Source organism: Pseudomonas sp. AB6 (genome assembly GCF_034314105.1).
In the GTDB taxonomy this organism is placed as follows: domain Bacteria; phylum Pseudomonadota; class Gammaproteobacteria; order Pseudomonadales; family Pseudomonadaceae; genus Aquipseudomonas.
The window spans coordinates 1,959,449-1,975,315 of sequence record NZ_JAVIWJ010000001.1 but is presented as its reverse complement, the minus strand read 5'-3'; the positions used below and the strand labels follow the sequence as shown (position 1 = coordinate 1,975,315).

Sequence of the window (15,867 nt, the reverse complement as noted above, 5' to 3'; positions counted from 1 at the left end):
GCTGCGTTCAATCCGCATGCCGGGTTTTTCATTTGAAGTCTAAAGTTTCGGCACGCTGCGTCGATAGCCTTTTATACCCATTTTGAGATGTGATGAGGCAGAACATGAATCCGATGTTAGCTCTACGGCAGTATCAGAAAATTGGCGCGCAGGCCCAAACATCTGAAGCCAGTCCGCACCGTCTGGTACAAATGCTGATGGAAGGCGGCCTTGACCGTATTGCCCAGGCTAAGGGCGCCATGGAGCGTAAGGACACCGCAGGCAAAGGCATGCTGATCGGGAAGGCCATAGACATTGTTGGTGGCTTACGCGAAGGTTTGGACATGCACAACTCAGCGCAATTGCTGGGGCCGCAGGACAACCTGTACATGTACATGATGACTCGCTTGGCCGAAGCCAATATAAAAGATGACCCAAAAATTCTCGATGAAGTCACTGACCTGCTGCGCACGGTCAAAGATGGCTGGGATGCAATTGCGGTCTAACTGCCTGCTGTTTGAGGGAAGCACCATGAGTCTTGCATTGCAGCGTATCGAACAAACCCGTGAAGCCTTGGTCGGTGCGCTGGCAGAGCGCGACTGGAATGCTATCGGTCAATTGGACTTGGCGTGCCGCGCCTGTGTCGATGACGTAATCAGCGAAAGTCCGCTCGACGAAACGGCGGTGCGCAGTAATTTGGAAGAGTTGCTAGGGGTTTATCGCCAACTGCTTGAGGTCGCCATGGGTGAGCGTCAAGCGATAGTCGACGAGATGACGCAGATCCAGCATGCCAAAAACGCGACAAAGGTTTACCATCTGTTCGGCTGAAAGCTGGGTGGATCGAAAAGTAGTGCGCCATAAATTTGACAGTGTATGGTTTTTTGACTTAACTAGTGATGCTTACCATTTTCTGACGTCTAAATTGTCATACGGGCTTTAGACGCCAAGCTGCCTTATTTCATGGGCATTGAGTTGACTAGGGAAGTTGCTATTGCATGTGGCGTGAAATCAAGATTCTACTAATTGATGACGATAGCCAGCGCCGCCGTGATATGGCGGTTATTTTAAATTTTCTTGGTGAAGAAAATTTAGCCTGTTCAAGCCAGGATTGGCAGCAGGTGGTTACTCCTCTTGCCTCAACCCGCGAAGTCCTGTGCGTGCTGGTTGGCGCTGTGAGCGCACCTAGTACTCTCCATGGGCTGCTTAAGACACTCGCTGGGTGGGATGAGTTCCTTCCTGTGATGTTAATGGGAGAAGTGGGCTCTATTGACCTCCCGGATGACTTGCGTCGGCGAGTGCTGTCTACCCTGGAAATGCCCCCGAGCTACAGCAAGCTGCTGGACTCTCTGCACCGCGCCCAGGTCTATCGTGAAATGTACGACCAAGCCCGGGAGCGCGGTCGTCATCGTGAGCCGAACCTGTTTCGCAGTCTGGTAGGCACCAGTCGCGCCATTCAGCATGTTCGGCAAATGATGCAGCAGGTCGCGGATACCGACGCCAGCGTGCTGATCCTCGGCGAGTCTGGAACTGGCAAGGAAGTGGTTGCACGTAATTTGCACTATCACTCCAAGCGCCGCGACGCGCCATTCGTGCCGGTCAATTGCGGTGCGATCCCCGCAGAGTTGCTCGAAAGCGAATTGTTCGGTCACGAGAAGGGCGCCTTTACCGGTGCGATTACCAGCCGTGCCGGGCGCTTTGAACTGGCTAATGGCGGTACGTTGTTCCTCGATGAAATTGGCGACATGCCGCTGCCCATGCAGGTCAAACTGCTGCGCGTTCTGCAAGAACGCACATTTGAGCGCGTCGGCAGCAACAAGACTCAAAGTGTTGACGTGCGAATCATCGCTGCAACGCACAAAAATCTTGAAAGCATGATTGAGGTCGGAACGTTCCGTGAAGACCTGTATTACCGCTTGAACGTATTTCCAATCGAAATGGCTCCGCTGCGTGAGCGCGTAGAAGACATTCCGCTGTTGATGAACGAGCTGATCTCGCGCATGGAGCATGAAAAGCGTGGCTCGATACGCTTCAATTCCGCCGCCATCATGTCGCTTTGCCGCCACCCTTGGCCGGGTAACGTCCGGGAACTGGCAAACCTCGTAGAGCGTATGGCGATCATGCACCCCTACGGAGTCATCGGTGTTATTGAGCTGCCCAAGAAGTTTCGCTACGTCGATGATGAAGACGAGCAGTTAGTTGACAGCCTGCGCAGTGACCTGGAAGAGCGGGTGGCTATCAATGGACACACGCCGAATTTTGCCTCCAGCGCGCTGTTGCCGCCGGAAGGTTTAGACCTCAAGGATTACCTGGGCGGACTTGAGCAGGGCTTGATTCAACAGGCGCTGGACGACGCCAATGGCATCGTGGCCCGTGCTGCAGAAAGGCTACGCATACGCCGCACCACATTGGTGGAAAAGATGCGTAAGTACGGCATGAGCCGTCGTGATGGCGATGAGCAGGCAGATGATTGACGCGCGGATTTTGGCCTGATAACTAAACCCCTGAATATACAGGGGTTTTTTTTCGGCATGGGTATTGCTAGGTCACTGGCTACACACCGTTTAATGACGGTTCGCCATGCGAGAGATCACTATGCCCCAGGCCGCCCAGTTGTCTTCTGCCGTTCCTCTCGGAGCGCAGCCGTCCCTAGAAGCAGAAAGTCGGGCCGGTCTTGAGCAGGCATTCTCGCTGTTCAATCAGATGTCGAACCAATTAAGTGATTCCTACGGTTTGCTTGAAGCGCGGGTTGCCGAGCTGAAAGGCGAGCTGGCCGTGGTCAGCGCCCAGCGGATGCAGGAGTTAGCTGAGAAAGAGTTGTTGGCCAATCGTTTGCAAAACCTGTTGTCGCTGTTACCCGGCGGTGTGATCGTCATCGACGACCATGGCAGAGTGCGTGAAGCCAACCCGGCGGCTGGCGATTTGTTGGGCGAGCCCTTGGTTGGCGAATTGTGGTGGCGAGTGATCGGTCGTTGTTTCGCGCCGCGTGACGATGACGGTCACGAAGTTTCGCTCAAAGACGGGCGGCGACTGTCAATTGCTACGCGTTCACTCGACGCTGAACCAGGTCAGTTGGTGCTGCTGACCGACCTCACTGAAACCCGCCATTTGCAAGAGCAGCTGGCTCGCCACGAGCGCCTGTCATCCTTGGGCCGAATGGTTGCCTCTTTAGCGCATCAAATTCGCACGCCGCTGTCCGCCGCGTTGATCTACGCCAGTCATTTGACTGAGCAAGAGTTGCCGGTGGCGACTCAACAGCGGTTCGCCGGCCGCTTGAAAGAGCGTTTGCACGAGCTTGAGCATCAGGTGCGCGACATGCTGGTGTTCGCTCGCGGTGAGTTGCCGATGACCGACCGCCTTGCACCGCAACAGCTGTTTCAAGCCTTGCAGGCGTCGGCCCAGAATCAGGTGCGAGATATGCCGGTGCGCTGGCAATGCGATCCGCTTGAGGGCGAATTACTCTGCAATCGCGACACCTTGGTGGGTGCACTGCTCAACCTGATTGAAAACGCGATCCAAGCCAGTGCCGGTAAGGCCCGCTTGAAAATACACCTGTATGGGCGCGGCGATACCCTTCGTGTCTGCATCAGTGACAACGGCAGCGGTATTGATGCCGCGGCATTGGCACGGATTGGCGAGCCGTTTTTCACCACCAAAGCGACCGGTACCGGTTTGGGCTTGGCGGTTGTCAATGCAGTGACGCGTGCGCATCAGGGGCAGTTACAGTTTCTCTCCCGTCCGGGCCGTGGCACTTGCGCGATTATTTCCCTGCCATTGATACCCGCTGCCATCGTTACAGGCCTCAACTGATGGCGATCAAAGTATTACTGGTCGAAGATGACCCGTCGCTGCGTGAAGCATTGGGCGAAACCCTGTTGCTGGCCGGTCATGATTTTCGCGCGGTCGGTTCTGCCGAGGAAGCGCTGGAGGCGGCGGCCGAAGAGCTGTTCAGTTTGGTGGTCAGTGACGTCAACATGCCCGGCATGGACGGCCACCAATTGTTGACTGCGCTGCGCAGTCGCCATCCGCAGTTGCCGGTATTGCTGATGACGGCGCACGCGACGGTTGATCGTGCCGTAGATGCCATGCGTCAGGGCGCAGTGGACTATCTGGTCAAGCCGTTCGAGCCCAAAGCATTGATGGAACTGGTTGCGCTCCATGCACTGGGACGTCCGGGGCCGGTCGACGGTGAAGGGCCGGTGGCTGCCGAACCTGCCAGCGCGCAATTGCTGGACTTGGCGGCGCGTGTGGCGCGCAGTGATTCTACGGTGTTGATTTCCGGCGAATCTGGCACGGGTAAGGAGGTGCTGGCCCGCTACATTCATCAACAGTCGACTCGCGCCACCAAGCCGTTTATTGCGATTAATTGCGCGGCGATTCCAGACAACATGCTTGAGGCGACTTTGTTCGGGCACGAAAAAGGGTCTTTCACCGGCGCTATAGCGGCGCAGGCCGGCAAGTTCGAGCAGGCCGAAGGCGGCACTATTCTGCTCGACGAAATCTCGGAAATGCCTTTGGGTCTGCAAGCGAAACTGCTGCGAGTCCTGCAGGAGCGAGAAGTTGAACGCGTCGGTGCGCGCAAGCCCATTACCTTGGACATCCGTGTGTTGGCCACCACTAACCGCGATCTCGCTGGCGAAGTGGCGGCTGGGCGTTTTCGGGAAGATCTTTACTATCGAATTTCGGTATTCCCTTTGGCGTGGCGCCCTTTGCGGGAACGGACCGCCGACATTCTGCCGCTGGCTGAGCGGCTGCTGTCTAAACACGTCAATAAAATGAAGCATGCCGGCGTTCGATTGTCGGCGGACGCTCAGGCATGCTTGGTCAGCTACCCGTGGCCGGGCAATGTGCGTGAATTGGACAACGCGATTCAACGCGCATTGATACTGCAACAGGGCGGAGTGATTCAGGCTCAAGACTTCTGCTTGGCCGGTCCGATAACGGCGTCGCCGATGCCGGCGTTGGGCGTACCCACTCAGCCTCGGCTGCTTGTGGTGGCGCGTACCTCACTGGAAGGTTCGCTACCCGATCCGCCTGCAAGCGAGTCCGCCGGTGCGCTGGGTGACGACCTGCGGCGTCGTGAGTTTCAAATGATTATCGACACTCTGCGCGCTGAACGCGGTCGTCGCAAAGAGGCTGCCGAACGGCTGGGCATCAGTCCTCGGACCTTGCGTTACAAGTTGGCCCAAATGCGAGATGCCGGGATGGATGTCGAAGCGTATTTATTCGCTTGAATCCAGAAAAGCGTGGGTTGGCATTGTTTTATGGCGACGAGGCGGTTAGCCGATTTGGCCGTTGAAGGAGAATTTGGCAGCTCAATCGTCTTCAATGCATTTCATGCCAAAAGGCCATTACTCATCTGGCACTCTTGTTGCTAAGTCTTAGATAACCGCTCACTGAGTGTCAAAAATCTGCGGCCCCTTTGAGAGAGACGTCATGAGCCAAGGTGTTGAATTTAATCGCTTGATGTTGGATATGCGTTCCATGCAAATGGATGCCATGTCGATGCCGAAGGTTGCAGGCACTCCAGCTGTAGGCACTAGCAGCTTTGCGGACATGCTCGGCCAGGCGGTCAACAAAGTGAACGATACCCAGCAAGCCTCCAATCAATTGGCAAGTGCTTTCGAAGTCGGTAAAAGCGGCATAGACCTCACCGACGTGATGATCTCCTCGCAAAAAGCCAGCGTGTCGTTCACCGCGCTGACCCAGGTTCGTAACAAACTGGTTCAAGCGTATCAAGACATCATGCAGATGCCGGTTTAAGGACGATTTGAGTCATGGCTGAATCAGTCGGCGACAACCTGCCCGCTAAGTCGGGCGCTGCGGGCAAGTCGCCTTTGTTTGGTTTGTCTTTTCTGGAGAACCTTGCCGAAATGACCATGCTGCGCCAGGTCGGCCTCATGGTCGGTCTGGCAGCCAGTGTGGCGATCGGTTTTGCCGTGGTGCTCTGGTCGCAACAGCCTGATTACAAACCGCTGTACGCAAGCCTTGCAGGCATGGATACCAAACAGGTCATGGAAACCCTGTCCGCAGCGGATATTCCATACACTGTCGAGCCAAGCTCCGGCGCCTTGTTGGTCAGGTCCGACGATTTGCAGCGCGCCAGGATCAAACTGGCCGGTGCCGGTGTTGCGCCAAGCGACGGTAACATCGGCTTCGAAATTCTCGACAAAGACCAAGGACTAGGGACGAGCCAGTTCATGGAGGCCACGCGTTATCGGCGTGGTCTGGAAGGTGAACTGGCGCGGACCATCTCCAGCTTGAACAACGTCAAAGGTGCGCGGGTGCATTTGGCGATTCCCAAAAGCTCTGTGTTTGTTCGAGATGAGCGTAAACCAAGCGCTTCGGTTTTGATCGAGTTGTATGCTGGCCGCTCACTGGAGCCAGGCCAAGTGCTGGCGATCATGAATTTGGTGGCAACTGCCGTTCCTGAATTGAGCAAATCGCAAATCACTGTGGTCGATCAGAAGGGCACGCTGTTGTCCGATCAGAACCAGAACTCCGAATTGAGCATGGCCGGCAAGCAGTTTGATTACAGTCGTCGCATGGAAAGTATGCTGACACAGCGTGTGCAAAGCATCCTGCAGCCGATTTTGGGCAATGACCGTTACAAGGCTGAAGTGTCTGCTGACGTAGATTTCAGCGCCGTTGAATCCACCGCTGAAAGTTTCAACCCGGATCAACCTGCCTTACGCAGCGAGCAATCGGTCAGCGAACAGCGCACGTCCAGTTCAGGATCGTCAGGTGTTCCCGGGGCCCTGAGCAATCAACCGCCAGGCCCGGCGACTGCGCCACAAGCCGCTGGTGCGGCGAGCAGTTCCGCCACCGCATCGATTCAGCCAGGCCAGCCGTTGCTTGATGCCAATGGCCAGCAAATCATGGACCCGGCGACCGGCCAGCCAATGCTTGCTCCTTACCCGGCAGACAAGCGTCAACAGTCCACCAAAAACTTCGAACTGGACCGTTCCATCAGCCATACCAAGCAGCAGCAGGGTCGCGTTAATCGCTTGTCCGTTGCCGTGGTGGTGGACGATAAGTCCAAGGTCGATGCCAAGACGGGCGAAGTCACCCACATACCGTGGAATGCCGATGAGTTGGCGCGCTTTACCCGATTAGTACAAGACGCGGTTGGTTTCAACGCCAGCCGTGGCGACAGCGTAAGCGTGGTCAACGTGCCATTCGCCCCCGATCGTGGCGAAGTGATTCCCGATATCGCGTTTTACTCACAACCCTGGTTTTGGGACATCGTCAAACAAGTGTTAGGCGTGCTGTTTATTCTGGTGTTGGTGTTTGGCGTGTTGCGGCCAGTGCTCAACAACATCACTAGCGGCAAGAGCAGACAACAGCTTGGTTCTGATGGTGATGCCGAGCTTGGCGGCATGGGCGGTCTAGGTGGCGAACTGGCCAACGACCGCGTCAGCCTCGGTGGCCCGCAAAGCATAATGTTGCCTAGCCCGACTGAGGGTTACGACGCGCAATTAAATGCGATCAAGAGTCTGGTTGCTGAAGACCCGGGCCGTGTGGCTCAGGTCGTGAAAGAGTGGATTAATGCAGATGAGTGAGACTCGAGCGCTTCCCACAAAACTGACACGGGTAGACAAAGCCGCGATTTTACTGCTCTCCCTCGGTGAAACCGACGCAGCACAAGTGCTTCGGCACATGGGTCCTAAAGAGGTTCAGCGGGTCGGTGTTGCCATGGCGCAAATGCGCAATGTACACCGCGAGGAAGTTGAACTAGTCATGAGCGAATTCGTCGAAATCGTCGGTGACCAGACGAGCCTTGGCGTGGGTGCCGACGGCTACATTCGCAAAATGCTCACCCAGGCTCTTGGTGAGGATAAGGCCAACGGCCTCATCGATCGCATCCTGTTGGGCGGAAATACCAGCGGGCTGGACAGCCTTAAATGGATGGAGCCTCGAGCCGTTGCTGACGTCATTCGCTACGAGCACCCGCAGATTCAGGCGATTGTAGTGGCTTATCTGGACCCGGACCAAGCCGGTGAAGTGCTGGGTCACTTCGATCAAAAAGTGCGCCTAGACATCATTTTGCGCGTGTCCTCGCTTAATACAGTGCAGCCTGCGGCCCTCAAAGAATTGAACCAGATTCTAGAGAAGCAGTTCTCCGGCAACTCCAATGCATCGCGCACCACCCTGGGTGGTATCAAGCGTGCTGCCGATATAATGAACTTCCTCGACAGCTCGATTGAAGGCCAGTTGATGGACGCGATCCGCGAAATCGATGGCGAATTGTCGACGCAGATTGAAGACCTGATGTTCGTCTTCAACAACCTGTCTGATGTTGACGACCGTGGCATCCAAGCGTTGCTGCGCGAAGTGTCTTCCGATGTGCTGGTGTTGGCGCTCAAAGGCTCCGACGAAGCCATCAAGGAAAAGATTTTCAAGAACATGTCCAAGCGCGCTGCCGAACTGTTGCGCGATGACCTTGAGGCCAAAGGACCGGTGCGCGTCAGTGATGTTGAGACGGCCCAGAAAGAAATCCTCACCATCGCTCGCCGTATGGCCGAAGCCGGAGAAATCGTTCTCGGTGGCAAGGGCGGCGAAGAAATGATCTGAGGATCGACACATGTTTACTCCAAAAAAAGAGCCACCTAGCGAACTGATTCGTGCCAAGGACGTGGGCGGTTTTGATATTTGGTCGCTGCCCAGCTTCGACCCGTATCAAGAGCCGCCACCGGCCCCTGAACCTGCTCTGCAAACCCCTGCTGAAATGGAAGAAGTGCCGCTGGACGAAGTTCAGCCGTTGACGCTCGAAGAGTTGGAAGGTATTCGCCAGGAGGCGTATAACGAAGGTTTTGCGACCGGCGAAAAGGAAGGCTTCCACAGCACGCAACTCAAAGTCCGGCACGAAGCCGAAGTCGCCCTGGCCGCCAAACTGGACAGCCTTGAACACTTGATGACTCATTTGCTTGAGCCGATTGCCGAGCAGGACTCGCAGATTGAAAAATCCCTGATCGAGCTGGTTGGACACATTACCCGTCAGGTCATTCAGCGCGAACTGGTCACTGACTCCCGCCAAATCGGCCGGGTCCTGCGTGACGCGTTGAAGTTGTTGCCCATGGGCGCGCAAAACATTCGAATTTTCATCAACCCTCAAGACTTCGAGCAGGTCAAGGCGTTGCGCGAGCGCCACGAAGAAACTTGGCGCATCGTTGAAGACGATACCTTGGAGGCCGGAGGCTGCCGGGTTGAAACTGAATTCAGTCGAATTGACGCCACCATCGAAACTCGTATTTCCCAAGCGCTGGCGAAGATGTTCGACCAGTTGCACGATCAAGCGCTGCATCCGGCAGCGGCCGACGTGAGTATTGATCTCGACGCGGTTCCAGCGTTTACCAGCGTTGATCCGGCTGTTATCGAGCCGCCTGTTGAGCCCTTGGTTAATACAGAAGCCCGCGATGTATCTTGAGCGGACCAGCTTCGGCAAGCGTTTGAGCTCTTACACCGATGCCATAGAATTGGCAACGCAGCCGGTGGTGGAAGGGCGTTTATTGCGGATGGTCGGCTTGACCCTGGAAGCCGAAGGCCTGCGCGCCGCCATGGGCAGTCGCTGTGTTGTTATCAACGACGACAGCCATCACCCGGTAGAGGTCGAAGCCGAGGTCATGGGGTTTTCCGGCTCTAAGGTATTTTTGATGCCCGTCGGCAGCGTCGCGGGCATTGCGCCCGGGGCCCGCGTTGTGCCGTTGGCCGATACCGGTCGCTTGCCTATGGGCATCGGCATGCTGGGTCGGGTACTCGATGGCGCAGGCCGTGCACTCGATGGTAAGGGCGGCATGAAAGCCGAAGATTGGGTGCCAATGGATGGCCCCACTATCAACCCGCTCAAGCGCGACCCTATTAGCCAGCCGTTGGACGTAGGCATTCGCAGCATCAACGGATTATTGACGGTCGGCCGTGGCCAGCGCCTGGGTTTGTTTGCGGGTACGGGTGTCGGTAAAAGTGTCCTGTTGGGAATGATGACCCGCTTTACCGAGGCCGACATCATCGTGGTTGGCCTGATTGGCGAGCGCGGTCGCGAGGTCAAGGAATTTATCGAAAATATTCTTGGCGAAGAAGGCCTCAAGCGCTCGGTGGTGGTTGCTTCGCCTGCTGATGATGCGCCGCTGATGCGGCTGCGGGCGGCTATGTATTGCACGCGAATTGCCGAATATTTCCGTGACAAAGGCAAAAATGTACTGCTGTTAATGGACTCTTTGACTCGATTTGCGCAAGCCCAGCGTGAAATTGCGCTGGCCATCGGTGAGCCGCCCGCCACCAAAGGCTATCCACCGTCGGTGTTTGCCAAGCTGCCCAAACTAGTTGAGCGCGCCGGTAATGCAGAGGCGGGCGGTGGATCGATCACTGCGTTCTATACCGTGTTGTCCGAGGGCGATGATCAGCAAGACCCCATCGCGGATGCGGCACGGGGCGTGCTCGATGGGCACATTGTGCTGTCCAGGCGGTTGGCCGAAGAAGGTCATTACCCGGCCATCGATATCGAAGCGTCCATCAGTCGGGTTATGCCTTCGGTAGTCACTCCAGAGCACATGCAGCAGGCACAGCGCTTCAAGCAGATGTGGTCACGTTACCAGCAGAGCCGTGATCTGATCAGCGTCGGCGCCTACGTGGCAGGCGGCGACCGTGAAACCGACATGGCGATCTCCCTGCAGCCCGCCTTGGTGCGATACCTGCGCCAAGGGCTAGATGATAATGAAAGCCTGCAAGAAAGTGGCGCGCAGCTGGCGGCGGTGTTTAATCCTATTGCCGGCGGAGGCTAGTCATGGCTCAGCCCCGTGCAGTGCGTTTGGCACCGGTGGTCGACATGGCGGAAAAAGCCGAGCGCGCAGCGGTCCAGCGTCTCGGGCATTTTCAGGGGCAGGTCCAGTTAGCGCTGACCAAGCTTGGTGACCTTGAGCGTTTCCGTACTGACTACCAAATGCAGTGGATTGAAAAGGGTGCGACCGGCGTCTCAGGGCAATGGCTAATGAACTATCAGAACTTCCTCAACCAACTGGAAACGGCCGTGTCTCAGCAGCGGCAAAGCTTGACCTGGCACCAAACAAACCTCGATAAAGCGCGCGGCGCTTGGCAGCAATGCTACGCGCGGGTAGAAGGTCTGCGAAAATTAGTGCAACGCTACATCGACGAGGCTCGGCAATTGGAGGACAAACGTGAGCAGAAATTGCTCGACGAATTGTCCCAGCGGTTGCCCCGCCACGACTCCTTATAGCGCCAGGTTCGTGGTTGCCGCTAGATATGGAATTTGCTGCAAGGTCGTTAGAAATGCTAAAAGCCTTTTTGTATTGCGCCCCTAGCTGACCGAAGGAATTCAACCATGTCCGTTACCTCCGAGCTCTCCCGTGACGGGGAAGAGCTGACCATTACTATCACGGGCCGCTTTGACTTCGCCGCGCATCAAGACTTTCGTGGGGCTTATGAAGGGTCTGAAGGCACGCCGCGGCGTTTTGTGGTCGACCTTAAGGACACCAGTTACCTGGACAGCTCGGCACTCGGCATGTTGCTGCTCCTGCGTGACCATGCCGGCGGAGAAAACTCAAAGATAAGTCTGATCAATTGCAACAAGGACGTGGGTACCATCCTGACCATCTCCAACTTTTCCAAACTCTTCAAGATCGCCTGACTGATGACCGGCGTAGCCGAAAGCTTGTGCATTTTGATTGCTGACGACAATGCCAGTGATCGCCTGCTGCTGACCACCATCGTTCGGCGGCAGGGCCATCGCGTAATCAGTGTCAGCAACGGGCAAGAAGCGGTGGATGTTTTTGAAAGGGAACGTCCACAGTTGGTCTTGATGGACGCCTTGATGCCGGTCATGGACGGGTTCGAAGCAGCGCGCCGAATCAAGCACATGGCGGGCGAGTCTTTGGTGCCAATTATTTTCCTGACGTCGCTGAGCGAAAGCGAAGCGTTGGCGCGTTGCCTTGATGCGGGGGGCGATGATTTTGTTGCCAAGCCCTACAATCAAGTGATCCTTGCCGCCAAAATAAACGCCATGGACCGCTTGCGGCGCTTGCAAGAAACAGTGCTGCGGCAGCGCGACCAAATCACCAAGCACCACGATTATTTGCTTAATGAGCAGCGGGTCGCGAAGGCGGTCTTCGATCAGGTTGCGCACTCCGGCTGCCTGAATGCGTCGAATATTCGTTATCTCCAGTCGCCTTACGCGCTGTTCAACGGCGACTTGCTACTCGCGGCTTATACGCCGGCCGGAAACATGCACATTTTACTAGGCGACTTCACCGGTCATGGTCTGCCCGCCGCTGTCGGCGCGATGCCATTGGCAGAGGTGTTTTATGGGATGACCGCCAAAGGCTACGGCCTGGCGCAAACCTTGAGAGAGATGAACGCTAAGCTCAAGCGAATTTTGCCGGTGGACATGTTTTGCTGCGCGACGTTGATAAGCGTCAATTTCAACCTGCATCAAGTCGAAGTTTGGAACGGTGGCTTGCCCGACGGTTACCTGCATCACGTTGCGACAGGGCGGCGCACGCCTTTAGTATCGCGGCACCTGCCGCTGGGTGTGTTAGACCCTAGCCGTTTTGACGACAAGACCGAAGTCCATCCGCTGGAGATAGGCGACCGGGTTTTTCTACTGTCGGACGGTGTACTTGACACCAGCGATGTGGATGACCGGCTGTTTGGTGTAGAACGCCTTAACCGCGTATTTGCCGCCAATCGTCAGCCCGATGCGCTGATCGATGAAATTCAGCAGGCGTTGAGTGATTTCCGTGGAGACGTTCGGGATGACGTAAGCATGGTCGAAATCACCTTAGTCGAGCCCGGGTTGCTGGGCTGCCCAATCGTCACCTACTCCGACAGTGGCGAGTCAAGCCCATTGGACTGGTCCGTAAGTTTTGAATGCCGCGCGGCGACCTTGAAACGATTCGATCCGCTACCCTATTTGTTGCAGTTGCTGTTGGAGGTGCATGGGCTGCGGAGTCAAAGTGGAGCGCTTTATAGTGTGCTGGCGGAGTTATATACCAACGCGTTGGAGCATGGGGTGCTCGGACTCGACTCCGGGCTCAAGCGCGATGCCACGGGTTTTTCCGAATATTACCGAGAGCGTAATAGCCGCTTGTCCCATCTTGAAGACGGCTATGTACGCCTGCATTTGCGTGTTGTGCCACGAGGAACCGGTGGCCAGTTGAGTGTTCGCATCGAAGACAGTGGCGAAGGGTTTGACGTCAACCGTGTAATGGCGTTATCGGCAGATGACCATGAGCTTTCGGGACGCGGTCTCGATCTGGTGCGTAAGTTAAGTCAACATTGCCATTGGTCTGAGGACGGGCGCACGGCATGCGTGGAATTTTCCTGGGGGGCTCAGGCATAATTCCCCGATTCTTGATCAAGGAGCGAACAAGTGGCAGTCATTCATGTGGACTACGGTGTATTGAGTAATTTGCAAGACGTAATGGAAAGTGAATACCCGATACTGATCGATACCTTTCTCGATGATTCAGAGCAGCGGCTAGTGCAGTTGCAGCGTGCGCTCCTGGCACGGATCTCTTGCCTGGAAGCACTGGGCATGGCCGCGCACAGCTTCAAGGGCAGCTGCGGGAATATGGGTGCACTTCGGCTTGCTGAACTGTGTGGGCAGCTTGAAGAGCGCACCTTACGTGGAGAAATTGATGACGCGCCGGAGTGGGTGAGTAAGATAGCGCGCGAATTCGCCACCGTTCGCCGTTTATTCAGTGAAGAGCGCAAGCGGTACACCGAATAATCAGAGCCGGACAGAAAGCTGGCCCGTCGTTTGCTTAGTGTCTTTGTACTAGCGCCCGTACGGAGATCGCCATGCCCCTTGCCCCTAATCCTCTTCTGTTGGCTACTCCTGTAGCCAAATCCCAACCGGCGGTCGCCACCCCAGTGATGAAACCCGTTGAGACCGGCAAGGACAGCACGCCCAGCTTCGCTCACGTTTACGCCAAACAGGCGAGTCCAAGGCCTGCGGTGATCCATGAGACTCGCCAAAAGCCGGTAAAAGACAAAACTGTAGCCGCCAACAGCAAGCCTGCGCCGGACACCAAATCTGCCGGCTCCAAGCCAGCGGTTGCCGATAGCGGCAAACAGTTGCCTGCCGGCGACGTCAGCAAAAAGAACGATGCGTCCAATAGCGCTGCTGGTCATGATTCGAAAGACAAGGCGCCTGATCCTTTGGCGCAAGCCGCTGCGCCCGTTATTCCGATTGCTGATCCAACGCTGATTGCGGCCGCCGTTGCGCCGCCCGTCCCGGACCCTGCGCTACTTGTTGCCGTCGTACCGCCGCCCATTGAAATCCCGGCGACCATGGTTGCACTGGTAGTTGCGCCGCCAGCAATCCCGGTAAGCTCTGCAAGTTCTGTCAGTTCCACTGGCTCATCAACGCCAGCAACCGCGCCTGTTTTCAACCCTGCATCGGACCCGTTAGCGGGATTGGCCGCCGTACAAGTTGCTGTGCAGCTTAATACTAAAGTTGCGACGACCACTACTAGTGCCACGGAGGGTGCAACCTCGACGTCTGCTGACAAGAAAACGTCAGCCACCCAAGCTAATGCTGACCCGTTGTTGGCAGTCGCCAATAACCTGGCAGTTCCTGCGCAGCCACTGGCTGCCGATAGCGCCAGCACTGGAAGCGGTGACAGAGCTTTTAAGGGGCTGATCGAGGAGGGTTTGAAAGACACTAAAAGTGTGGCGTCTGATACGCGAATCGATGATTTCGCCAATCGCTTGGCAGCGTTGAGTCAAGCGGTGCAGCCTAAGACGGTAGCTGTCACGGGGGCGTCGCCATTGAACCAACCGCTAGCAATGCACCAGAGTGGATGGAGTGAGGCCGTGGTGGATCGAGTTATGTACCTGTCTAGCCAGAACTTGAAATCTGCAGATATCCAATTGGACCCGGCTGAGCTGGGTCGTTTGGATATTCGCATCAACATGGCTGCGGACCAGCAGACGCAGATCACGTTTATGAGCGCGCATGTTGGCGTGCGCGAAGCGCTGGAAGGACAGATGTCCAAATTGCGAGATTCGTTTGTTCAGCAAGGTTTGGGTCAGGTCGATGTGAGTGTATTTGATCAGTCACGGGGTTGGCAGGGCCAAGGTCAAAACCAACAGCAGGCAAACCATGGGCAGAGCAGTGGCGGCGTTGCCAGTATGGGCTCTGACCGCAATGATGGGCATGACGACGGCGCAATTCAAGATGTGGCTGTCACAAGTCAACCGATGACCGTCATTGGCACTAGCCAGGTCGATTATTACGCTTGATTGTCGCGGCAGCGGTTTCGCCCACTGCCGCGATGCCCCCTAGACAACAGCTCTCGTATATCTGGCATAACACTTGCTCTTCTTCCGTCACGTATTAAGAACTCCCCGAATAGTGACGGATTATTGGCATGGCGCAGAGCGAAGAAGTTAAAGACCCCGCCGTAAAAGGCAAACTCAAGCTCATTCTCCTGGTGATTTTTGGGTTGCTGTTGGCAGTCGGTATTTCGGTAGGCGCGACGTGGTTTTTTCTGCACAAGTCGCAAGCCAAGCCTGCCGATGCGGCGCTAGCGGCCGATGTCAGGCTCCCATCTATTTACGAACCCATGGCCCCTGCCTTTGTGGTCAACTTCAATCAAGGTGGCCGTCAACGCTATATGCAAGTCAGCATTACCTTGCTGGGCCGAAATCAGGCTGACTTGGATGCATTGAAAGTCCATATGCCAGTCATCCGCAACAACCTTGTCATGCTGTTTTCCGGTCAGCCATTCGAATCGCTGACTCAGCCGATCGGACAAGAGCTGTTGCGGCAAAAAGCCTTTGCCAGTGTGCAGGAAGTGGCGCAGAAAGAAGTCGGTAAAGTCGTAGTGGAACAATTGCTTTTCACCAACTTCGTATTGCAGTAGGACCACGACA

Annotated in this window: 16 protein-coding genes; all 16 read left to right on the top strand. The window is 56.0% G+C overall.

The window, feature by feature from the left end; translation table 11 throughout:
* Positions 1-104: 104 nt before the first annotated feature.
* Positions 105-485, top strand: coding sequence for a flagellar export chaperone FliS (gene fliS, locus RGW60_RS09400; RefSeq protein WP_322204073.1), 381 nt, complete (start codon positions 105-107; stop codon positions 483-485).
* Between the two features lie 25 nt (positions 486-510).
* Entirely contained in the window at positions 511-807 is a 297-nt protein-coding gene (locus tag RGW60_RS09395) for a flagellar protein FliT (RefSeq protein WP_322204071.1), read from the top strand.
* A gap of 167 nt (positions 808-974) precedes the next feature.
* Complete coding sequence (locus RGW60_RS09390) at positions 975-2,450, top strand: sigma-54 dependent transcriptional regulator (RefSeq protein WP_322204069.1); 1,476 nt, start codon at positions 975-977, stop codon at positions 2,448-2,450.
* Positions 2,451-2,571: 121 nt separating this feature from the next.
* Positions 2,572-3,786 (top strand): sensor histidine kinase, encoded by a 1,215-nt coding sequence (locus tag RGW60_RS09385; protein WP_322204067.1) that lies wholly within the window; start codon positions 2,572-2,574, stop codon positions 3,784-3,786.
* Positions 3,786-5,210, top strand: coding sequence for a sigma-54 dependent transcriptional regulator (locus RGW60_RS09380; RefSeq protein WP_322204065.1), 1,425 nt, complete (start codon positions 3,786-3,788; stop codon positions 5,208-5,210). Before RGW60_RS09385 ends, RGW60_RS09380 begins: the two co-directional genes overlap by 1 nt.
* Before the next feature lie 202 nt (positions 5,211-5,412).
* A complete protein-coding gene (gene fliE, locus RGW60_RS09375) occupies positions 5,413-5,739 on the top strand; it encodes a flagellar hook-basal body complex protein FliE (protein ID WP_322204063.1) in 327 nt (108 codons plus the stop codon).
* Positions 5,740-5,753: 14 nt separating this feature from the next.
* Positions 5,754-7,538: a flagellar basal-body MS-ring/collar protein FliF gene (gene fliF / locus RGW60_RS09370; protein ID WP_322204061.1), complete on the top strand. Its 1,785-nt coding sequence runs from the start codon at positions 5,754-5,756 to the stop codon at positions 7,536-7,538.
* The gene (fliG, locus tag RGW60_RS09365) at positions 7,531-8,550 is read left to right on the top strand and encodes a flagellar motor switch protein FliG (protein ID WP_322204059.1); all 1,020 of its coding nucleotides are present in this window, start codon (positions 7,531-7,533) and stop codon (positions 8,548-8,550) included. Before fliF ends, fliG begins: the two co-directional genes overlap by 8 nt.
* A 10-nt stretch (positions 8,551-8,560) precedes the next feature.
* Positions 8,561-9,403 carry a flagellar assembly protein FliH gene (gene fliH, locus RGW60_RS09360; RefSeq protein WP_322204057.1) on the top strand — a complete coding sequence of 281 codons (843 nt, stop codon included), beginning with the start codon at positions 8,561-8,563 and terminating at the stop codon, positions 9,401-9,403.
* Entirely contained in the window at positions 9,393-10,754 is a 1,362-nt protein-coding gene (gene fliI / locus RGW60_RS09355; RefSeq protein ID WP_322204055.1) for a flagellar protein export ATPase FliI, read from the top strand. The genes fliH and fliI overlap by 11 nt, the downstream gene beginning before the upstream one ends.
* A 2-nt stretch (positions 10,755-10,756) precedes the next feature.
* Entirely contained in the window at positions 10,757-11,206 is a 450-nt protein-coding gene (gene fliJ, locus RGW60_RS09350) for a flagellar export protein FliJ (RefSeq protein WP_322204048.1), read from the top strand.
* A gap of 105 nt (positions 11,207-11,311) precedes the next feature.
* The gene (locus RGW60_RS09345; RefSeq protein WP_322204046.1) at positions 11,312-11,617 is read left to right on the top strand and encodes an STAS domain-containing protein; all 306 of its coding nucleotides are present in this window, start codon (positions 11,312-11,314) and stop codon (positions 11,615-11,617) included.
* Positions 11,618-11,620: 3 nt separating this feature from the next.
* Positions 11,621-13,327, top strand: coding sequence for a fused response regulator/phosphatase (locus tag RGW60_RS09340; protein ID WP_322204044.1), 1,707 nt, complete (start codon positions 11,621-11,623; stop codon positions 13,325-13,327).
* An 81-nt stretch (positions 13,328-13,408) separates the two neighbouring features.
* Positions 13,409-13,717: an Hpt domain-containing protein gene (locus RGW60_RS09335; protein ID WP_322206881.1), complete on the top strand. Its 309-nt coding sequence runs from the start codon at positions 13,409-13,411 to the stop codon at positions 13,715-13,717.
* A 71-nt stretch (positions 13,718-13,788) separates the two neighbouring features.
* Entirely contained in the window at positions 13,789-15,234 is a 1,446-nt protein-coding gene (locus RGW60_RS09330) for a flagellar hook-length control protein FliK (RefSeq protein ID WP_322204042.1), read from the top strand.
* A gap of 128 nt (positions 15,235-15,362) precedes the next feature.
* Positions 15,363-15,857 (top strand): flagellar basal body-associated protein FliL, encoded by a 495-nt coding sequence (gene fliL, locus RGW60_RS09325; RefSeq protein WP_322204040.1) that lies wholly within the window; start codon positions 15,363-15,365, stop codon positions 15,855-15,857.
* The last annotated feature ends 10 nt before the right edge of the window (positions 15,858-15,867 follow it).